This is a genomic window from Nostoc sp. DSM 114160 (assembly GCF_053470305.1).
Map to the genome: position 1 here is coordinate 3,729,362 of NZ_JBPFGO010000001.1, position 21,463 is coordinate 3,750,824.

The following is a 21,463-nucleotide window of genomic DNA, read 5'->3' on the forward strand; positions in this document are numbered from 1 at the left end:
TCCATGTTCACCATTGCCAAAGATAATAGTTGTATTGCCATCGCTATCAGTTTGGGTGACATAAGCGCGGGTCTGTTGGACTTAACTCAATTAAATTTTCTACTTCTTGCCAACGGACATCATTAACATATACTTCTAAAGTGCTAGCAACACCACTAGGGATAGGTGCTGGTAGATAGCTAAGGGGCGGTAGTGATAGAGTAAATTGTTGATTTGCTTTAGTACCATCACCACTGCCCAGTATTTCAGTATGAGTCTCGCCATGAGTGGCTTTGACTACGTTGCCATAGATAGTAACAGTCTCTCGTTTGTAAGAATAAGCTAAAGGTTTAGCAAATTTCAGGAATGTATGGGGTTTGTCATTGGATAAATTCGCACATATATCTTGTCTCACCCCAGCTAACATAACAACTTCGCTAGCCCAGACACCGTTGACATCAGATATATCACTGCGTTCGCCGGAGATAATTAACCAACGTCCAGGTTGGAGATTTTCGTAGAGATTGTCTAGTTCAATTTCCATCCGATCGGATATATAATTTTGAGCGCTTGGTGCATCTTTCAGGTCAATTGGTTTTTCCACCAAATTCAAATCTTCACTCTTGAGATACACTGTGGTTTTACGCATGACATCTAAAGATATATCCTGTTCTTTTAACCAAGGCTTATCTAAAGTGAGTTGGGTAATTCTTCCTACTATGTTATAGGCAATTTTAGAGATATTTTCAACTTTTATTACTTGATAAATCTCAATTTCATTAATATCTACACGTTCAATCGCTAGGTAACTTCCAGGTGTAATTCCATCATATTGAGCATCTAAAGCTAAGATATTTCGTAATTCTGATGGTAGTGTGCTAGAGGAGCTTGATATTGACTCATTTATATCTGCAATTTGCCATTCCTCATATTTTTCAATTCGCCCTTGCTGGTTAAAAATCGGCTTCAAAGCTACGTCATGTCCGAAAGGTGCAGCTTTGATTCCTAAAAACTCAATTCGGTTTAACTGATTAGCAGAATTAATTTTATTGTTGGTTAAAATTTGATATATTGCTGTGTTTGAAGCGGGATTTAAAGTATTATTAATTAACCGAAAATTAATATCAATGTTTTCGGGAGCGAAGATTTGTTGTTTTGTCCGCTCCAGTTCTAAAGCATTCGCAGGTTGTATGGATGGCAGTTTGATTAATTGTTTTATTCTTTGTTCTCTTGTATTTTCTGAATCTTCAAGAGCATTGGCAGTTTGTATGGATGGCAGTTTTATTCTTTGTTCTCTTGTATTTCCTGAATCTTCATTAGTTAACTTTTGTGTAACTTTTGGTGGTAATTGTAATGTAAGTTTTGTCCGGTTTTCCTCTGGTTGAGGCTCAATAATTTGAATTTTACGAATGAATTGTTTAGCATCACCAAAGATCAATAAAAGTGGATCGTTAGGTTTGAGATTCGCATTTATACCATCTAAATAAATCTTATCAATTTCGGTAACGGTTGTTGAATTAACTTGTTGTGGTTGACTTATCCGGGGCTTGAGTTGATTCAACTGGGCATAAGCTCGCAGTTTTTCGGATGTTTCAAAAAATTCCGGCGATTCGTCAGAATCAGGTATACTCTGGCTACTCAAACCAACAGGTATTTCCAAATTGTAACCATCTTCTAGGGTAAAAGCTAAATAAACGCTAGCGCTGACACCGGGACTATGTGCATAGTCTACTAATCGAGCTAATTCTACTAAGGAACGTCGCTCAATCGCAGTACGTAAGTAACCTTCATTGGCTATGCGTTCCTGATAAAATGTTAGAACGTCTGCGACAGTAGCCCAAGCATCTAGTAGAGCTAAAGACGTGTCTTGAGGATCGCGGGTTTTTAAATGTTTGAGCGAGGGAAACTTGCTGTCGCCCAAACGCGCTTTCATTGTCTCGAAAAAGCTTGCATGGGTTCCAACTCGATAAGCTAGGGTAGAAAAACCAAGTTGATTTGCTACTGATGTGGGAGTGAGAATTTCAACACCTTCACAGCAACCACAACTAGAGCGATCGCTTGGTTTATAGTTATGACAGTTACAGCTACAACTCAATTTCATCTGCCACCTCGCAAATCGAGTGTAAATTTACCGTTTTCGGGAAAGTTGGGGTTGTTGTCGAGTCGGGCAATTTCCGAAGAACCAATGGGTAAAAAACCTGCTTCAATCTCCTGATTGTCACCTGCAAAAAGACGTTCTAATTTAGTTATAGAGACACTTTCAACGCCTGGAACACTATAAGCTTGAGCTACAATCTGACTTAATGCAATTCCTTGCCCAAAAGTCAAGTTATCGGGATGGAAAAAACCACGCCGACCCATCAGCTAAAATCCGGTTACTGAAAATATCCAGTAAAGCAGCTTTGACATGACCGCGCAAATAGTCAAATTTGACATCAACTCTCATCGCTATATCTAAACAGACGTATGCTGCTCGTTGAACGATGACATCATGACCAATGCGACGATATTTTTCTAGGTCTGTGGTAATATTTTGCAGTAATTTGCGATCTACCGTTTCTTTTTTGAAGGGATCTACTGTCACCCAGACTTCATACCCACTGCCCGTCCAGCGTAAGGTGGCTGTTGCTTGTTGAACTTTTGTTGGGAAATGTTGCATTACTAATTGTGCGTAGTCATCAGCAGTAATGGCACGCTCTAATTTTTTGTGAGATAGGTGCGGTGCATATAATTTCACCTGAGATAGAGGTTCGGGTGCTGTCCCACCTTGAGCGGGGAAGGGCTGGTGTGGCTGCAATGTCGAACCACTAATTAGTTCATTGTGAAGTTCATTGTGAAGTTCATTGTGAAAAACAATATAAGAAATCGCTTCAGCACTAATATTACCTGCAAGTCCATTACCTACCCGGTAAGTTGCTTGAAAGTGAGTATTGGCTGCTGGTTTGATTCCTAATTCACCGTCTCCAAAACGCAAGTGAGCTTGTCCATCGTTGTCCATTTCCACAACAAAATGTTGATCTTCGTTGTTGCTGTCTATGAGGTCGTATTGGGGAGTCCAAGTAGAGTTATTTCCAGTATTCGTAAGTTGGATTCGGGGTAATGCTTGCTGGGGGTCTTGAATTAGGATACTTTTAGCATCTTGGGTGAGGTTTTTTCTGGACAGAGGTTGGCTGAAAGTTAAAGGCGTTTTTTGTAAGGTAGGACGGAAGCGATCGCCAACTACTAAAATTTCTATAGGTTCGCCTTCTTCTTGGCATCCCTGGATTATCTCTTTTCCTGGTACAGTTCCTAAATCTTCCAGTTTAATAGTACGTCCATGATCGACTAGAATTACATTGCCTCTGGCAACACTAATATCAACTAACTGACAGTCTGGTGGTACTATTGCCGAAATGCAAAGGGGAAAAGGTAATGCGTCCTCTTCTGCCCATTCAATTTCTATAATTGGCTGATTGTAAAGTTCATCTACACTTGGCTTGACATTTGTCAGGCGGACTGCATGGCGATGCTTCATATCTGCATCTTCTGGGATACCTGTTTTCGGATTTCTAATTTCTTCAAAAATGAGAATGTCACCAATTTTTAGGTGCAATTTTCGCTGATGTTCAAGAAATTGGGAACTAGAGGAATTTGCCTTTCCTGGCTGTGTAGCTATAAATTCATCCATTAATGTAGCGGTTGTGGAACCACGGTCAAGACAGGATGAACCATTGCCCCAAGTATAAAATAGGATTTTGTTATGAGCCTTGTAGAGATCAATCGCTAAGGGCGTTAGCGGTTCAAATACTTCATAACTACTAGGAGAAATATGATTTAGGTGAAGACTATCTTTCAAGACAGTCCCAAGGGAAGGCGCATTATTATAACTAGTAATAAAGTAGAAATTTTTTGTTTCCAGGGGAATATCATCACTTGTTTCTAGCCACAACCAAGTACGTGAATTGCAGCCTTCATGCATCGGATAATCGATGAGGCGGGCATGACGGCGAACAGAAATCCGTTGACGGGCAGTTTCTAGATAAGCTTCTGTGGCTACAGCGTCCTGATAGTAACTGAGATAATCGCCAACATAAGCGAGGATTTCCACTAAAGTAATTCCTAAATCGGGAACATGACGTTCTTCCCAATCCGGCATCACTAGGGAGAGGCGATCTAAAATCAACTGGCGAAAACTAGCATAATCTTTGGCCAAATAGTTGATAGCTGGTTCAACTAATTGTGGTGGCGGACAAGTTTGCTCTTGCTTGCAATCCATGTCAGTGTTACAGATGCCATCTCGGAATTTAAATTCTACTTGGGAGTAGCGCGGGTCAAAATTGGGATATGGTTGATCTGTGGGTTTGCCCTGTTCATCTAATGACACCAAGCGCAAAGTATACACAGAGAAATCACCTGGTTGGTCAAGATTAACTCTTAAGTAACTCTCACAATTTTGAGGACTTTCTATCTGTATATTAGTCACATGAAGATGGCGGATGCGCTGGCCGCCTTTAATCTGGAGATTCTCTTTTTTTAAGTCTTCTGGTACCGAACCTAAAAAGTAGACATATAGCGATGCTCCGAAGGAGCCGCTACGCGATCGCAAATCATCGCTAACTTCTACATAATCTAGCCCGTTTTTTCTTTGCCTACGGATTTCTTGGCGGCGCTGTTCGTTTTGGTAAGTTAAGGTGTGGCTATTCATGGCACTGTTGTCCTAAAAGTAGCTGTTTGTGTCTCCCCAGAACTTTGCACCAAATACTCCACCACTATGTAAAGACTGGAATCAACGCTTGTTACTTCCAAAGTTTGCAAATCGATTAAATCACCCAACCATTGCTCAATAGATGCTTGAATAGTAATTTCCATAGCTTTTGCTAGTTCCGGGCTATTGGGTGCAAAAATTAAAGACAATACACCACTGCCGAAATCTGGGCGGTTGACTCGTTCGCCGGGAGTAGTAAACAGTAATTGTTCAATTAAGTCGCGGATGTGTTGATTTTCATCACTGGTGCTGGCGGTGTGATAGTTTATATCGAAATGGAAGGGAAAATCGATGTTGATTACATTCTTTTGCCTGGGTAGATTTACGAGATATTCTGGCATTAAGTTACCTCCAAATCAAAGTTGTTAATCGATACCTTATTACCATTTAGATTCACGGTCGCACTCTTTCCGTTATTGATTTCAATTCCTGAATTATTCATCACTATTTTCATAGTTTGCTTCCCGATTTTGGCTTCGATAGTTATGCTTTGCTTACCTTGTTTATCATTAATTTCAATCTTGCCAATATCGGTTTTAAGTACCTTAGTTTCTGGGTCATAAGGATTAGCTGGTACTATGTTTGGAACCTTTTCATCTGCCCAAAAGCAGCCACTCCAAATGGGGTAGTCAGGATCTCCGTTTTCAAACTCAATCCACACTAAAGCACCTTTGGGTGGAATCAAGAATAACCCAACTCCTTGACCTGCATAGGGAACGCAAGGTAATGCCCAACCGCTAGGATCGTTGCCAAAAATTTCTTCCACTTTTGCCTGTACGCGACCAATCTTCCACGGGTCATCATTGTTAAATACTACGCCTCGGTATTTGCCGTAAAAAGAAGGTCTTTGTTGATTTATACTTCCATAAGTATCAAGTTTTGATTGGTTCATACTTTTAACATCTGAATTGTTGCACCTTGTCCCTCGCGTTTCAAGGTGAAACTTTGTTTATATTCGCCACGCTTGATGCGATGTGTTACTTGTTTGACGTAGTAATAACCGCCGTAAGTTTTTCCCACACCCCTCACTCCCACCAATTGACGCACTTCTAAGACATAACCATAGCGAACAATATCTACTTCCCCACTAGCAGTTACGGCATTCTCCTGCGAACGGCTGGCCAATAATTCGGTTTCCTTTTGAGCGAGGATTTTTTCGAGTTTATTGGTGCTACGTAGCACTTCTGTTCGTAATGATTTAGCAGGCTTATTAGCTAAAGCTTGGCCGGGCGATTTAGGAACCTGAACCGAAATTGATGTTCCAGTTTTTTCATCACTAATTGATGCTTGAGGTTTAATAGATTCTAGAGCATTAAAATTGAAGTTTATAGATGAATCTACATTGGTAAACGCCCCCATATTCATTGACAATGCTGGTTGATAAGGAGTAACTTTCTTTTTTTCCTCACCCCAGTAAGCAATGTTTTTACCAGGAATTTTATCGGGCTTGATTTCAAAAATAAAACTATTACGTAGAGCTAGTTTCTGAATAAACTGTAAGTCTGAACTTTGCTGAGTGGTAATTTGTTCTTCTTTTTTGGGTGCAAAATCTTTAGTAGTATCTTGTACATCTAATGTCAGCCCATATTTAACTTTATATTTTTGTAAAATTTGCTTAACTATTCTAGAATCAGATAAGTTTAGGTAAGTTTCATTTTTATCTTCCAGATCGAGCATAAGACTAATATCTTCACCAGTAACTATTAGCCTTGATTCCCCTGGTTGATTACTGGGTGCAATTTGATGATCGGTAATAATGCCGTCAATTAATATAGGGCTTTGAAGACTACGGCTTACACCGACTTTTACATTAACTATGATTTGAATAACAACTCGATTGAGAGGATTCAAAATATCTTTTTGAAGTAACCAATAATCTGAAAAGTTTTTTAATTCTTTACTCAGACTAAAGGTCATTTGAAAGGCACTGCGATCGCGGTCTTGCTGAGTCACTTCTAAGTCTATCAGCGCATCTATTACTTCATAAGGTGCAGGTGTTGGTATGGTGCTACCAATCATGAGTTTTAGGCGAATATCTGAGTCAGGCATAAGTTAACCTTTTTAGATCGGGGGAATACGTAGTCGCCGACCAATTTGGGCAGTCAATTCATCAGGGTGCATAGCGTTGTTAGCATCGCATAGATGCCAGAAAACTTCCGGGTCATGTAGATAATTTGCAGTGATATTATCTAGGCGATCGCCTTCGCTGACTTGATGTTCTTGAAAAATTTCAAACCTCTGTGATGACGGTAAAAATCTCCGCCGGAGGTAAACGATAGTTTTATTTGATGTTGTTTGCCACTTGGCAATTTCTATATCGTAGTAACGACTGCTTTCAGTAAACATTTTACTCTTTTTATTTTACAACTAAAAATCTATATTTACCGAGATATTTTTGAGAAACTTACAGATGAAATAACTCATGGTTGAAACTAGCCAAATTTATAATAAAGAAGCAACAGTCTTGATAACAGTCGCAGCCGTGTTTACCTTAGCTAATTTCTCTTTTTGCTTGTGATAGACTCTGAACAAGCTGCTGCCTTTATGGTCAAATCTCAAATCATTTGTGCTTAATACTTGCATACCTAAACTGACTTTGGCACGAATGGGATTTAGTTTAGAATCGAATGCTTCTTCGGTAATGCTGAACTCAGAGAGGCGTACTGGCATTACACGATTTAAGCTCCATATAAATACACTTAAATCCGCCTCATTTGGTAAGATTTCTAAAACACCTGTACGGGCGAGTTGATTGTTTGTCTGAATTTGGCTACTTTTAGGATAGATCAGGGTTTCTAGGGCTGCTAATTGGGGGTATATGCCAAATAACACTGTATCTGGATTTTTTGCAGGAAACTCCAGTTGATCTGTAGCATCAATTTCTGCCTCTAGTTGAATTGTTTCCATAGGTGGTGCAACTAGACGCAAAGCTTCTAGGCGATCGCTTCCTTCAGAACCCGCACTCCGTACTTGTAAAGTGCGTCTGAGTGTTTCGGGATTGTATTGCAATACGATTATTCCTTTGGGCAAAAAGCTAACAGCATCAAGGATGGCGATCGTTGCTTTTAATGTCTTTGGCGTACCAGGAAAGTGAGACATAAAATTATTCCTAAATTATTTGTGATTTCTGGTACTAATTTGGGTAATTGCATAGATTAATGTAAACGAGAAAATTGGCGATCGCACCCTTAAAAGCCGTAACTCTTAATTGTGGTAATGGCTATCTAAGCTATAATTTGCGTTTCCTGTAAGAGCGATCGCATTCTTTTAAGACCGTCGCTACATGATTAGATATCCCACTGTCTAAAATTTTAAATTGTTTGATGACATCATCTTTGGTTCCATGCAACATTGGTAATCAATTACTGTCTGTATGCATCAAGTTTTTTGATTTTCATCTTTACTCCAAGTAATTATACTATCTATTCCACCACCAAAGATGAGGCAAAGAAAACCGTAGGCTCCTATATAACTTAGAAGTTCTTTCTCGTTTCCTCCAAAAAAATCTCTGATATTGGTACACATTGCTATGAAAGTCAGAATGGTAAATAAAAGAATTACTCCAAATTTTGTCCATTTATTTGAATAAAACAAACTACAATATACCCCAACTCCAGCAGAACCAATAAATAACATAGGATAATACAATTTACCTGAAAAACTACTACTTACAAACCATGCGATTAGTCCTATTAAGCAGCCAATTAAAAAGCCTTTTATAGCTTTTAAGGGAAAGTTTTTAGCAATTGTAAATATATCTGCAAAATTCATTTCATTACCTCACATACTATTATTAATCAGCACTCTCTTTCTAGCTTACTTTTCCTTTGTTCAGATACTCTCTAGTTCTGATTTATAAACTTATAATGCGTGAAATCGCATTTGCTCAATTTCTTTTTACCTGTGCGATCGCATTTATTTTACACAGTCCCTACAATAGCTTGGAAGATGAGGCGATCGCTTCTTTCAGAACCCGCACTCCGTACCTGTAAAGTGCGTCTGAGTGTTTCGGAATTGTATTGCAATACGATTATTCCTTTGGGCAAAAAGCTAACAGCATCAAGGATGGCGATCGTTCCTTTTAATAAGCATGGCGCACGGGGAAAGTGAGACATAAAAATATTCCTAATTTATTTGTATTTTCTGGTAATAATTTGGGGAATTGCATAGATTAATGTAAACAATAAGATTGGCGATCGCAGTCTAAATACGAGTACAATACGCCGCATATCTACTAAGCTTTGTCAAGTTGCTTTGGCTCTAAAATTAGTAGTCATAAAGGTTCCCGTGCCGGAATATTGGAGAGTGGTGTCTGGTTCTGGTGGTATTGTTGGTTGGGTAGCTGGAACCATTACCTGAAATTTTGCTTTGAATGTATTACCTTTGAGCAATACTGCTTTTCCCTTAGATTTAACTTTTTTAGATTTTTGATTAGCTGCTAAGGATTGAATAAAAAGTATTCCCATACCTGGGATGACAAAAGGTGGACTTGTGTAAGGACAAGCAGGAACAATGACTTTTTTCTCGTCGCCATCGATGCAAATAGTTTTTTTGTTAACCGTAGCTCTCCCAGTACCAGTTAAGAACCCAGGACGTACTACAACTATTGCTTTGCCAAAGATGGGGTTGAATATGGCGCGATCGCCACTAATCAGAATAAAGTCTAACATGGGTTTTTGTTGAGAAAATAAAAGTCTTTGTAGAATCTATTACGCGCCTTAATAGAGATACTGCGATCGCCCTATTCCCCTGGCGTGACTCTCAATCAGTGCTATGATTAGCATAAATTTCTAACTTTAGGAATGCACGTAATCAGCAAAGTGAAATTGCGGGAATTCTGGGTTCAACACGCTGATTCTGAAGATGCTCTTAATGATTGGTACAAGTTTACGTCTAAAGCAAACTGGTCTAATTTAGTGGATGTTCAGAAAAGATATCCAAAGGCAGAAGCGGTTGGTAACTTTACAGTGTTTAACATCAAAGGTAATAACTATCGTTTGATTGTAGACATTAGATATTCCAGCCAGACAGTTTTTATTAAATACGTTCTTACCCATCCTGAATACGATAAAGAAAGGTGGAAAGATGACCCCTACTTCTAGTCAAAAAACATACACTGAGTTACTGATCCAGTATCAACCTAAACCAATTAAAACAGAACAGGAGTATAACAGAGCCTTAACAGTAGTAGAGAGCATGATGTCTGGTGAGTTGACAGAGGCTGAAACTACACTTTTTGAATTGTTGGTTCTTCTGATTGAGAATTACGAGTTATGTCATTATCCTATGGGTGAATCAAAACCTGTGGCTACTTTGGAATCTCTGATGCATGAATTTGATGTGCAGCCAACTTCTTTAGTCGTGGTTTTTGGCTCTGTTGAGATTGTTAGGGAAGTAGTTAATGGTGAACGGAAAATTAGTCAATCTGAAGCTGAATCCTTAGCTAAGTTTTTTAATGAGCATTATTCTGGACTTTCCCTCACATCTGTTGACTTTTAAACTTTTAAGAATATCGTTACTAGATGGGGCGATCGCACCCTCATCAACCTTCATAAATGGGCGATCGCTCAACTTTTAAGACAGTCACTACAAGGGCGATCGCACTACCATCTACAGTAAGCGGCTAGCGATCACCGTAATTTGCCAGCGTTGTTCATCATTCATCTTGAGGTAATCAATTAGTAGCGATCTACAACAAATTATTGATATAGTTGACTATTTCCTGGCAATCACCTCCACCCCTGGTGCCGCCCAGATGAACATCCATGAAATAAAGTTGGTTTGTGGTTGAATCATATATAAATTGCGCATCCTTTATTCCTGCATCGCTCGCCGCCTTAAACCAACGTTGTAAGTTTTTAAGTTGCACTGGGTTATCCTTGTATTTGTCAACAATGTTGGTGAAACGTCTTATGCCACCGGTTTTTGCCAACATAAATGTTTGTCCTTGCATCCGATACATCATAAGGACGGCTATCGTAAGTTGTTCTTTGTCTGGTAAAATTACCTTCCTTTTGTCCAGACCTTTGTAAAAAAGCACTGGCGCCCCAGTATTCATCAACTCAACGGAATCCTTCATCTCCCGCAGGTACTCACCGTCATTCTTGAACAATTTGTATACGAATGATTTGTCCAATAAAACCAAGTTTCCACTTCGTCCACTGGTAGGCTTTTCACAATAGCTGAGATCTAATATCTCTAAGTGCGTCATGTCGGATGCCGTTGTCGTCAATTGTATCTGGCTGACTAGACTTCCTGGCGATCTTCTGTAAATGCTCTCTTGATGGTCATGGTGATTAGTTCGTCTTCTTTCTCCCTGCACCGTCCCCTTACTCTGCTGCACCACATGAGTCAACTCATGCGCCAACAACTCTTGACCGCCCCGACTCCCTGGATTATATTCCCCCTGCCGAAAGAACACATCCTGCCCCGTGGTGAAAGCACGCGCTTGAATTGACCGATTCAACTGGTCAGATTGACCATCCGTGTGAACCTTCACCCCACTGAAATCAGCGCCAAATGCCACCTCCATCGGTTCGCGGATGTTGTCTGCGATCACCTGTCCGCCACTCCTTGCTCGGTTGATGGAGGCTTCCAGATTTGGTGTAGCAGCTATCCCACCATCACTAGACTTACGCTGTAATATTGGTGACCTCATCAGTCTTGCTTCGTTATCTTTTGTTTCTGTATCCTCTCCCTGAACAGTTTTATCTTCATCTGACTTCACTGATGCAGTTGCTATATGTGTAGCAATTACTCTTTGCTTTAACAGTTCTTGTGCTATTGCTTCCTGGTAGTCTGGGGCTTGCACTGCTACTTCAATATTACTTTTGCCATCTGCGGGTTTATAAAATGCGTTTATAGATTTTGAATCCACATATTTTATATTAACATTATTCGGGTTTTTAATTTCTTTTTGATACTTAATATTTGTAAGTATATTAGGAACAAGAAGTGATATTATTTGTTTAGGAGTAATTTGATCAGCTACAACTCCTAGCTCCTGAGAAGTATTATTAAGAGCCTCTATTGTAGTTCCTTCCTGAATATTTGTTGCACCTGATTTTGAAATCACGTTTTTATTAAGGATTGCCAAGACAGTATTCTGCGCTCTTTCAGATAAAACTTTATTAAATTCCCCATTATTCAGTTTAGTTGTAATCTGTCGTGCTGCTTTTTGAGCTTTCAAATGCTTTTCTATCTGGGATCTTAATTCCGGCGCGTTGCTTGAGTCTTGTTCTAGTGTTTGTTGTTCGTTTTGATTTAATACCATATCCGACTCTTTAGGAAAATAACGAAGTAGAAAATCGTCTTGCCGTTCGAGACTGACACTAATACTTCCTCTGTTTTCGGCTGTTAAAGAGTCCAAAGCAACATTTTTTGCTTCATCTAGGTTTTCGCTAACGAGGGTTAGGTTATTTACTGCTATTGGGATTTTTTGATCAGCGTTTTTACTTACCTTATCAACACTGCCAACAATTGATATCCTTTTCTCTTGTGCCACTTTTTGGCTCAGAATACCATGCTCTAATATGCTGTTTACTAGCGTGATCAATGATTGCAACGTTTTTTCCGAGGGATTAACAATTTTTAATATCTTTCCCCATTCTTCCTTACTTATGGTTTCATTATGAAGTTCTTCAAGTAAACGTTGCACTTCAGGATCGTTTTCATTAAAACCTTCGGGTATCTTGTAAGACTTTTCTTTACTAGGCATACGCTGCACTATCGGTGAGCGCATCAGTTTCGCTTCATCATCTTGGATCTGTATTACCTCTCGCTGAACAGCCTTACCTTGCCCTGGCAACACAAAAGTAGGCGTATTGATGCGACTCACAATCTCACTTGCTACCCTATCCGCTTCCTGTTCGTATTTATCCCCCACTGCACCAATCATTAGCTTCGCCATAATCGGCTGTGGTTTAGTTGTGCTGATAGGCACTCGGCTAAAGTCTTTGGAAAAAGCCGAATCACTTAATGGTTGTGCTTCTTTATCTTCTGTTGATTGCACCTCTGCGTCCGAAACAGAACGAACAGCAGCACGCTGTAAAATGCCACTCGCCTGGGATGCCTCACTTTTTTGCTGCTGATTAGTTTGGGCAATTCTTTTACTAGTCATGGTTTCATTCCTCAATATTAAACATGCCATTCTTTGTGCTGCTTAGTCGCTTAACAAATGTCTCCTCAAGTGTCAGGCTATTGTCTCTTTAAACTTTTCAAACGATGCTTCATCAGGCCAAATCCATTTGGGACAATCAGTTCCGCCAGCCATTGTATCTACTGTACGGTGCGTATGAATGTGAGATTTCTGAATTTTGTATTTATCTACCAAATATCCAATCAGGTTCAACGAACACTGTTGTTGCTCTTTTGTCATACCTAAATTATTTTTGTCAGCAACGTGTTCGATTCCGATAGAACGATGATTCATAGCTCTGTCACCTGCGTGCCAAGCGGTATGATCTTCTAACACCATTTGGATGCACGTACCGTCACGAGCAACAATGTAGTGTGCAGAAACTTGCTCTTCAGGGTTTTGGAATCGGGCTATAGCAGCTTGCAATGAACTCTCGGTGTTGTGACACACAATAGAATCAATTGTCGATTCCCGGTAATCAGTCTGATTTTTAGAGCTTGCAGGAATCCATTTTACGTCTGGTCTACTCATCATTTTTCTCCTAACATTTTGATAACTATTTCTTGTGCAATTTGTTGCCCCATTTGGGTAGAGTTAATTCCAGGCTTTACTTGAATTGCACCACCAGGCACTACCCCACCTGAGAGCAAGTTGTCTGGTATACCTTTATTAGCCAACAACTTCGCCAATTCAATCTCTACCTCAGCTTGCAACAACCGCGCCTGACTGGGAGAAATCGGCATTCCCTCTAAAATCAGCTTCTCTATATCAATATTGATATTCATACCGTTACACCCGTAAGTACTGAAACCCGAAAATCTGTCTCATTCACTGGTCGATCCAATTTGCGAAACTCAGCCCGCGCCGCGGTTAACACCAACTGCATCGTCACCGACGTACCAGCCCCAGCAGCCAGAAACGCCGCATTCAAAGCAATATTATGAATACTGCCCCCCGTCATATTCAAACGTGCCAAACGGTTAAAATCTAAATCCTGTATTGGTGTCTCTGGTGGAAACACCTTTTGCCACATCACCTGACGTTCAGCCACACCCGGAAAAGGAAAATTCACAATAAACCGCAAGCGACGCATAAAGGCATGATCTAACGAACTCTTGAGATTCGTTGCTAGAATTGCCAAACCGCGATAAGCCTCCAATCGCTGCAACAGGTAATTCACCTCAATATTGGCGTAGCGGTCATGGCTATCTTTCACTTCAGAACGTTTGCCAAACAATGCATCCGCTTCATCAAAAAACAGAATCGCCCCGCCATCTTCCGCTGCATCAAACAAACGCCGCAGATTTTTCTCCGTTTCTCCAATATATTTGTTGACCACAGATGAAAGGTCAATCCGGTAAAGATTTAGCTGCAAATCATTGGCTATTACCTCCGCCGCCATCGTCTTCCCTGTGCCGCTTTCCCCTGCAAACAAGGCACTAATCCCCATACCCCGATTCATCCGGTTGTGAAAACCCCACTCTTGATAAACTAAGCTGCGCTGCCTGATTTGGTCAGCTATTTGATGCAGCAAGTTTGTCTCTTCTGCTGGTAGGACGATATTATCCCAAGTTGCTTTCGGGTCGAGGCGTTGAGCTAAAGTATCCAACTGCGGACGAGTACTAGCAAGACAAGCCGACCAAAGCTTACCACGCAAGGTTTTTCTCCAAGCCGATTCGTTGAACCTCTCCCCCAACCCCTCTCCTTGTAGGAGAGGGGAGTCCTCTTCCTCCCCCCTTCCCTTGTAGGGAAGGGGGGCTGGGGGGGTTAGGTCTTCTTCCTGCGATGGCATTTCCCCCAACACTTGCTGGGCTATCTGCTCAATCTTGACTAAATTGAGGTTAAACTGAGTCGCCAGAACCTGCGGACTACTATCTGCCACTCCTCCTAATACCTCAGTCCAAGTAGCTTTTTGTTCCGTGAGTGTTGGCTTTTCAACATCTACGACAATTGTCGGCAGACCCAATTGCCTAACTTCACGAGTGCTAAGGAAAAGTAGACCACCACTGCGGGTAAGAAACCGATGCAAGGGAAGTGCTTGTCCTTCTGTAGTCGGTTTAGTGTCAATTTCTTGGGCATCTAAATACAGCGCCAGCGGCAAAAGCAAGCTTTCCCGATGCCACAAACGAGCAATCGTCTCCAATTCTCCCGCCTGAGTGGGCAATAATTCCACTGACAAACGATAGACATATTTATCTAGTTGGGCTGCTATATGTTGGGCTATTAGTTGCTTGCTGAGGGAATCTGCCCCCACTAGCTGAATAATAGGTAAACGCTGCTCTCTGTGCGTTTGGTGCAGTTGCTGAATAATTGTTTCGACAACAGCGTTTTGAGATGGGGGTAATTTTACACTCCATTCTGCTGTTTCCATCGGCATCAGTAATGATACCAAGCGATCGTCTAGAGAATTTAATCCTTTGATATAACTTAATATACGTTCATCTAGCCGTAAACCACTCGTAGTCAGAGGTTGAACTCCTGACTGATGAATTTCAATTAATCGCCAGTAACGTAAAGGGCGTTCCCAACAAAGGGCATCCCAAGCAGGTTGCTCGAATAGTGATAAAGCCAACGCAAAGGTAGGGTAAGGCTGGTGAGCATTATCCTGTGCTTTGGCACAAAGACGAGCCATACCCGGATCTAATTCCATTGCAACGCATAACAGTAAAACCTGTTGTTCAAAATCAGATAAATCTAATTTTTGACTTAAGAGAAGCAGCGCTGGGGGTGGATTCATCCCTTCCGCCATTGCCATTTCTATTACTTTAGGCTTCTCAATATCAGGTAACTGTGCAAGCTCACATAAACGCCAGCGTAACCAAGCTAAGGCATTTGCTAAGTATTCTTCATTGTTGGCTATCCAACAATCGAGGTTGTTCATAAAATCACCACCTTCTGGTTCTGGTCGAAAACAGGCGGTGTCACTGTGCGATCTACCAGCAAACTATCTACTCCATCAATCCGCACCCGCACAAAATACTCACCCGGTGTAACACCTGCAATCCGAAACTCCAGCCTGTCTGTTTGATTTGGATGGGGTTGAGCCAGCACTTCGCGATCGCCCAACAATAACGCCACCCGCTGTCTTGGTCGCACTTGGGGGTTTAAAATCACAGTGAGGCTGACTTCCCCATTAGCGTCTGCTGTTGCTTGTCGTGGTATAATATCCAAGATTTTAGGTGCTAAGGCAAAAGATAATTCATTGGTAGTCCGACTTGGTTCGTTAGTCCGCGTTACTTTGACTACCACGGTATAAAAACCCGCCGCCCAGTTTACAGGCTCATCAGGTAATTGAACTCTAATATCTGTTGCTGTTCTCTCTGCTAAAGGTGGCACTTCTAGAGAAATTTCTAAACGATGATTTGTAAAATATATAACTACATTTTCAGCATCTAAGTGAAAACCATTAAGAATCAGAATATCGCCCAATCTGGCGCTAGCTTGCTGATTAGGCAATTGCAGAGAAACTAATGTGGGTAAGGGTGACGATAGGTTTGATTGCAGAATTGGGCCGCGATCGCTAGACTGACGTTTAATAATTGGTAGCGGAGTTTTTGCAGACAAGCTACTCTCAATCAGCACTACTGACACTTCATAAGCAGCAGAAACTCGATAAGGTACTTGAAAAGTTGACCAGAGATTAAACACCTCTTCCACAGATAGCGGTTGATAATCAATTCGCAACTGTTCTTCTTGTAAGTCAAGGTCGTATTCAGTCGGATCGGTAGTAGGCAAGGCTGCCCTAATATCCGCAGAAGTAATCATCGGATGGTCATTAAAAACACTCATGGCCACGCCTAATAACCGATGACTAGTAGGTTCTGGAAAGTCATCATTTTGGGCGTAAGCAGTCAGTAGGTAATAGAGGTTCAACGGCAAAAGCTGATGTCCTGTTTCACCCGGCTTCACTTGAGAAGGAATATCCATATTCCGCCAAGCTGGGTTTATTTGAGTATCGTAGAGAAATAAATTAACTTGATCGCCACTACTAACAGTATTATCTCGTACCTTATCCAATGGTCGTGTCGTCACAGTGATTCCCCCCGAACTCTCAACATCAAACCTTTGCTGTAGCAAGTGACGCAATGTAATTGTGACAGCCGCAATAGCTAAAGCGTTGCTCATCGCTTACCTCCTTCTGGCACGTCGTTGCAAGTATTCATTCAAACTCATCACAGATGGTGCTGTCCGGGGCTTTGGTCGAGGCGGAGGTGCTGCTGGAGCTGCGCTGCGAATTTCTAGCCGACCAATTGTGACTTGAATAGGAAGTGGTGTGTCCAAATCTACCGAGGATCGCTTTTGGACTTTTTTGTTACTAGCTGCGATAACTGACAAATTTTTTACAGTGAGGTCATTAATAGGCTGAGATAGCGGTCTCAAATCAGATTCCTCTAGTTGCCTAAAGTACGAAGACCCCAAACCATCTTTGCCTCTATCCGCAGACATAGATAAATTAGGGGATGGGTTCTGGGGTAATATTAAGTTTTCAACTGGGCTGGTCAATATACCTTGATTACGATTAATTTGCTGGCGTTGTATATTTGCGGGATGATAGGTGTGATTAACGTTCGTCTCTTCCCCAACTTGCCCTAATTCATCCCACTGTTCGACAACGCCAATTTTCTGGATATCAATATGTTGGCGTTTTTTAAATCTATCCGCAGACATAGATAAATTGGGGGATGTGTTCTGGGGTAATATTAAGTTTTCAACTGGGCTGGTCAATATACCTTGATTACGATTAATTTGCTGGCGTTGTATATTTGCGGGATGATGGGCGTAATTAACGTTCATGTCTTCCCCAACTTGCCCTAATTCATCCCACTGTTCGACAACGCCAATTTTCTGGATAGCAATACGATCTTTAAATCTATCCGCAGACATAGATAAATCGGGGGATGTGTTCTGGGATAATATTAAGTTTTCAACTGGGCTGGTCAATATACCTTGATTACGATTAATTTGCTGGCGTTGTATATTTGCGGGATGATGGGCGTAATTAACGTTCATGTCTTCCCCAACTTGCCCTAATTCATCCCACTGTTCGACAACGCCAATTTTCTGGATAGCAATATGTTTGCGATCGCTCGTATTATAGTTTTGTGAGCCGACTTTCTGAGCAGAAGCTTTTTCTGGACGGAAATCAGACAAGTGAGAGTCAGAAAAGTTGACTTGTGATTGTATGTCAATTCCTGGGGTTGAAGGATGTAAAGCAGGAGTTGGTATTTTATCTGAATTAATAGCAGTTAGCTGAGTTATCGGTTGTGAAGCGATAGATGATGATAGATTATTTACGAATGGTGCAGTAGAACTGTTTGTCTCAAGCGAAGATAGTTTAGCAGAAGCATCTGCGACAAATGGCTGTATTGATGAAACATTTTTGTGGACAAACCTCTGCTGATTTTCTGGCACATTAGACGTAAGTTTTTCCTGCGGTTCGGCAATTGTTTCTGTAGCAATTGTAGGTGTTAAGGTCTGTTGGTGTGAATTCGCTAAGGTACTATCAATAGTAGATGCGTTAGCGGAGCTTATCGTACCCCTACGGGGAAGCAAGCTACGTGTAGCATCTCGTACCCCTGCGGGGAAGCAAGCTACCCGCAGCGTCTCCGACAGAAGAAGAGAAGGTATCGCTCCATGTTGTACTTGTGGTTGAATTACAGGACTTAAGGCGGAAATACTAGTGTCCATAGTTGGCACAGGTGTTAAAGATAGTACCCGCTCGCTTGCAGATGCGTAGGCGTTGGCGTAGCCTCTCCCAGAGTTACCCGTCGTAGACATCGCCACAGGTTCTTCTAAAAACTGGTTGGAATCTAGTTGTGGATTAATGAGCTTTTTTACTTGCAAAGATAAAACATTTTCATTCCCAATTATTTGCGGTAATTGCTGTTGTACTAATTCACTTGCAGACTGTTTTTGGTGTTGAATTACAGGACTGAAGCCGGGAGTGCTAGTTTCTAGCGTCAACCCAGGTGTTAATGATTTTTGATTTGTGGGCAATATTTGATTAGCAACAGGTGCGCTGTCTACAGATTTTTCTGGAATAGATAGCTGTAAACTTATCAGCTTTTGCACTTGAGTAGATGAAACATTTCCACTTCTTTGTAGCGATTGCGTTGATGACAATTCAGTTACAGCTGTTTTCTGGTGTTGAATTACAGAACTTGAGGCGGGAGTGCTAGTTTCCACTGCTAGCATAGGTGTTAAAGGCAAAACTTGAGAAATAGCAGGTGCATAAGCGTTGGTGTCGCCTTTCCAAGAGTTTCCCGTTGTAGACATCGCTGTTGATTCTGATTGAATTTGAGGAGGAAAGTCCTCAGAACTTTCGACTTGTGGTAACTGAGAATGGATAAAAACTGGATGATTTTCTATAGGTTGTTTATGTAAGTTTTCAGTTGCAGATTTTCCCTGTTGTAGAACGCTAGGAATTGATAGAATAGCGCTGGCTTCTGCTTGTATTTGCGGGAGAGATTGCTTCAAAGACAATACCTTTGGTAAGAGATTAAGAGAAACTTCTTGATTAATTTCAATTGATTGGTTATTTAATGATTGAGTTGTAATTTTTCCTAATTTTTTACCAACTAACTTTGAGACAAGAGTATTATTTTCATTTGCGATCGCAGTCCTGACAATTGTGGAATTTAGATTAGGAAAAGAAAATGTTTTCTCTTGGGGAGTAAATGAAAAAATAACTGGTTTTGTTGGGTTTTCGGTGAAATATATTTGTAAGTCTGGCTTGAGAGATGATTGCAAAGATAAATCCAGACGATTAATTTTAATTGGTTGCTGGAGTAAACATTTAGGTGTAGACTGCTTTTTTTTAGATATTGGGTTAGCGAGATTAGAGAGATAAGTATTTGATTCTCTGGTCTGTACAAAAATAAAACGATTCGATAGGTAAGTCTTTGTTTGTGGTACAAGTGTAGACTTTAATGGCTCTGTATTGGGATTAAGTACTGCTTGATTCGCAGTAAATGAAAGTATTTCTGATTCTAGAAAAGGTTGAATTGAGAATTGTTCTCGATTTTCTCCGTTTGCAGGTTGGATAGAAGAAAGAACAGGATTAATTTTATTTGATTGTTTCTGTGATAATTGAGCAGTAGTAGGATTCGGTGGGGTAGTGCTTGTTTTTTGCCCAATGTTTGCAGGTTGGACAGAAGAAACAACAGGATTAATTTTATTTGATTGTTTCTGTGATAATTGAGCAGTAGTAGGATTCGGTGGGGTAGTGCTTGTTTTTTGCCCAATGTTTGCAGGTTGGACAGAAGAAACAACAGGATTAATTTTATTTGATTGTTTCTGTGATAATTGAGTAGTAGTAGGAATCGGTGGGGTAGTGCTTGTTTTTTGTTCTGTGTTTAAAGTCAATTGCTGATTATCAGTGCTAATTTGAGTCAGAATTGAATCTAAAAAAGGCCAATCAGAGGATAATTCTAAGTCAGGTTTTTGTGTCAAACTAGCAATTGACTTTAGTATTGGTTGGGAAGATTGAACAGGTGTTGAAGTTAAATTAGTTAACAGGGGGTTAGTTATCTCTTCAGATATTTGCCCTATTGTTGCAGGCGTTAGCGTTCGCGGAGCGTCTCGTAGAGAAGCTCGCCGCAGGCATCGCTTCTCCAACAACTGCACAATGTCAAAATTGGGAAATTTTTCCGCTTCTGATGTTGTTTCTAACTCAGTTGATTCTGTGGTAAAAGTCGATGACTCCCAGTCAAGGGTAGGCTCTGGTAACGGTTCAAACACTGATAATACAAGAGGTTGAACTGTATCGATTAAGTTAAAGCTTTTAGCTACCAAATGAAAGAGATAATTGCTCATCAGTCCGTCACCATCTCTAAGTACAATTGTCGCCGTCTGGGACTCATCGCCAAAATATCAGCTTCACGCCAACTGTAAGCAGCAGCCAAAGTATGTACCTCTCGCAACACTCGAAATCCCCAAGCGTTAATCTCAGCCCAGAAGAACGACACAATGTCAAATAATGATTGCCATTGGTGGTTGCAAGCGGAACAGGAAATATCAATTGGCACATTTGCTTGAGGATCTGCTTCAGCCATTTGGGTAATAATTGCATCTTTGGTATGAGATGGTAATTGCTGAAACAGCAGATATTCACCGTTACACACTGCTTGCAAAATACAGCGTTCTAATAAAATCTCTTGAGCAATCTCTGGCTGTTTGTGTTCAGCGATCGCTATCATATCTAAACTGTTTGGTAGACGAAAACTCACCTGATAATCACCAAGCTCAAGACAATATTTCTCAACTGGTTCAAGTGACAGTGATGCTACACGCATATCTGCAATATCAAAATTGAGTTCCAAGACTTCACCACAGCTTGGACAGGTGACTTGACTAACCAGTTGTGAACCAAATGTCCACTCCCGCAATGTCAGCAGCATAGCATCACGCTGACCGAGACTCAATTGAGTAAGCACATCTATGGAGGTTTCAGGACAAGCACTAGCTAGTAGCTTGATTGCTTTAGACCAAGATGGCTGATTAAGTCCCCACTCCCAGATATTTAACAGTTCCGAGGCTGATAGCGATCGCATATAGGAGTCCCGTAGTTAATTTCCTACTGGTTGAACAATTAAATCTTGATT

20 protein-coding genes are annotated in these 21,463 nt (G+C 40.9%); 2 read left to right on the top strand and 18 right to left on the bottom strand.

Translation table 11 applies throughout. The features are described from left to right. Positions 1-46: 46 nt before the first annotated feature. From NSTCB13_RS16420 to NSTCB13_RS16470, 11 genes are all read right to left on the bottom strand, one after another. The gene (locus tag NSTCB13_RS16420; protein ID WP_448273016.1) at positions 47-2,080 is read right to left on the bottom strand and encodes a hypothetical protein; all 2,034 of its coding nucleotides are present in this window, start codon (positions 2,078-2,080) and stop codon (positions 47-49) included. Next, positions 2,077-2,340 carry a hypothetical protein gene (locus NSTCB13_RS16425; RefSeq protein WP_448273017.1) on the bottom strand — a complete coding sequence of 88 codons (264 nt, stop codon included), beginning with the start codon at positions 2,338-2,340 and terminating at the stop codon, positions 2,077-2,079. The genes NSTCB13_RS16420 and NSTCB13_RS16425 overlap by 4 nt, the downstream gene beginning before the upstream one ends. Beyond that, positions 2,309-4,663: a putative baseplate assembly protein gene (locus NSTCB13_RS16430; RefSeq protein WP_448273018.1), complete on the bottom strand. Its 2,355-nt coding sequence runs from the start codon at positions 4,661-4,663 to the stop codon at positions 2,309-2,311. The genes NSTCB13_RS16425 and NSTCB13_RS16430 overlap by 32 nt, the downstream gene beginning before the upstream one ends. Then, positions 4,660-5,064 carry a GPW/gp25 family protein gene (locus NSTCB13_RS16435; RefSeq protein ID WP_448273020.1) on the bottom strand — a complete coding sequence of 135 codons (405 nt, stop codon included), beginning with the start codon at positions 5,062-5,064 and terminating at the stop codon, positions 4,660-4,662. Before NSTCB13_RS16435 ends, NSTCB13_RS16430 begins: the two co-directional genes overlap by 4 nt. Next, positions 5,064-5,615: a phage baseplate assembly protein V gene (locus NSTCB13_RS16440; protein WP_448273021.1), complete on the bottom strand. Its 552-nt coding sequence runs from the start codon at positions 5,613-5,615 to the stop codon at positions 5,064-5,066. Before NSTCB13_RS16440 ends, NSTCB13_RS16435 begins: the two co-directional genes overlap by 1 nt. Then, positions 5,612-6,772 (bottom strand): phage late control D family protein, encoded by a 1,161-nt coding sequence (locus NSTCB13_RS16445; RefSeq protein WP_448273022.1) that lies wholly within the window; start codon positions 6,770-6,772, stop codon positions 5,612-5,614. The genes NSTCB13_RS16440 and NSTCB13_RS16445 overlap by 4 nt, the downstream gene beginning before the upstream one ends. A 12-nt stretch (positions 6,773-6,784) precedes the next feature. After that, positions 6,785-7,069, bottom strand: coding sequence for a LysM domain-containing protein (locus tag NSTCB13_RS16450; protein WP_448265582.1), 285 nt, complete (start codon positions 7,067-7,069; stop codon positions 6,785-6,787). Positions 7,070-7,165: 96 nt separating this feature from the next. Next, complete coding sequence (locus NSTCB13_RS16455; RefSeq protein ID WP_448265581.1) at positions 7,166-7,822, bottom strand: hypothetical protein; 657 nt, start codon at positions 7,820-7,822, stop codon at positions 7,166-7,168. A 279-nt stretch (positions 7,823-8,101) separates the two neighbouring features. Then, positions 8,102-8,494, bottom strand: coding sequence for a hypothetical protein (locus NSTCB13_RS16460; protein ID WP_448273023.1), 393 nt, complete (start codon positions 8,492-8,494; stop codon positions 8,102-8,104). A 149-nt stretch (positions 8,495-8,643) separates the two neighbouring features. Beyond that, on the bottom strand, positions 8,644-8,838 hold the full coding sequence (locus NSTCB13_RS16465) for a hypothetical protein (RefSeq protein ID WP_448273024.1): 195 nt from the start codon (positions 8,836-8,838) through the stop codon (positions 8,644-8,646). Positions 8,839-8,967: 129 nt separating this feature from the next. After that, positions 8,968-9,393 carry a hypothetical protein gene (locus tag NSTCB13_RS16470; RefSeq protein WP_448273026.1) on the bottom strand — a complete coding sequence of 142 codons (426 nt, stop codon included), beginning with the start codon at positions 9,391-9,393 and terminating at the stop codon, positions 8,968-8,970. A gap of 132 nt (positions 9,394-9,525) precedes the next feature. Between NSTCB13_RS16470 and NSTCB13_RS16475 the strand changes: the two genes are divergently transcribed. Further along, the gene (locus tag NSTCB13_RS16475) at positions 9,526-9,825 is read left to right on the top strand and encodes a type II toxin-antitoxin system HigB family toxin (protein ID WP_229491080.1); all 300 of its coding nucleotides are present in this window, start codon (positions 9,526-9,528) and stop codon (positions 9,823-9,825) included. Continuing rightward, complete coding sequence (locus NSTCB13_RS16480; RefSeq protein ID WP_448273028.1) at positions 9,809-10,222, top strand: helix-turn-helix domain-containing protein; 414 nt, start codon at positions 9,809-9,811, stop codon at positions 10,220-10,222. Before NSTCB13_RS16475 ends, NSTCB13_RS16480 begins: the two co-directional genes overlap by 17 nt. Positions 10,223-10,412: 190 nt before the next feature. Here the strand turns inward: NSTCB13_RS16480 and NSTCB13_RS16485 are convergent, their stop codons facing one another. The 7 genes from NSTCB13_RS16485 to NSTCB13_RS16515 all read right to left on the bottom strand — a co-directional run bounded on the left by NSTCB13_RS16485 (position 10,413) and on the right by NSTCB13_RS16515 (position 21,412). Continuing rightward, positions 10,413-12,842: an eCIS core domain-containing protein gene (locus NSTCB13_RS16485; RefSeq protein ID WP_448273029.1), complete on the bottom strand. Its 2,430-nt coding sequence runs from the start codon at positions 12,840-12,842 to the stop codon at positions 10,413-10,415. Between the two features lie 72 nt (positions 12,843-12,914). Further along, positions 12,915-13,394: an N-acetylmuramoyl-L-alanine amidase gene (locus NSTCB13_RS16490; RefSeq protein ID WP_448273031.1), complete on the bottom strand. Its 480-nt coding sequence runs from the start codon at positions 13,392-13,394 to the stop codon at positions 12,915-12,917. Continuing rightward, a complete protein-coding gene (locus tag NSTCB13_RS16495; RefSeq protein WP_445627620.1) occupies positions 13,391-13,645 on the bottom strand; it encodes a hypothetical protein in 255 nt (84 codons plus the stop codon). The genes NSTCB13_RS16490 and NSTCB13_RS16495 overlap by 4 nt, the downstream gene beginning before the upstream one ends. Continuing rightward, on the bottom strand, positions 13,642-15,741 hold the full coding sequence (locus tag NSTCB13_RS16500; protein WP_448273032.1) for an ATP-binding protein: 2,100 nt from the start codon (positions 15,739-15,741) through the stop codon (positions 13,642-13,644). The genes NSTCB13_RS16495 and NSTCB13_RS16500 overlap by 4 nt, the downstream gene beginning before the upstream one ends. Then, positions 15,738-16,985 carry a DUF4255 domain-containing protein gene (locus NSTCB13_RS16505; protein WP_448273033.1) on the bottom strand — a complete coding sequence of 416 codons (1,248 nt, stop codon included), beginning with the start codon at positions 16,983-16,985 and terminating at the stop codon, positions 15,738-15,740. The genes NSTCB13_RS16500 and NSTCB13_RS16505 overlap by 4 nt, the downstream gene beginning before the upstream one ends. A 3-nt stretch (positions 16,986-16,988) precedes the next feature. Beyond that, on the bottom strand, positions 16,989-20,675 hold the full coding sequence (locus NSTCB13_RS16510) for a hypothetical protein (RefSeq protein WP_448273034.1): 3,687 nt from the start codon (positions 20,673-20,675) through the stop codon (positions 16,989-16,991). Then, positions 20,675-21,412, bottom strand: a complete 738-nt coding sequence (locus tag NSTCB13_RS16515) for a T4 family baseplate hub assembly chaperone (RefSeq protein WP_448273035.1) — start codon at positions 21,410-21,412, stop codon at positions 20,675-20,677. Before NSTCB13_RS16515 ends, NSTCB13_RS16510 begins: the two co-directional genes overlap by 1 nt. Between the last annotated feature and the right edge of the window lie 51 nt (positions 21,413-21,463).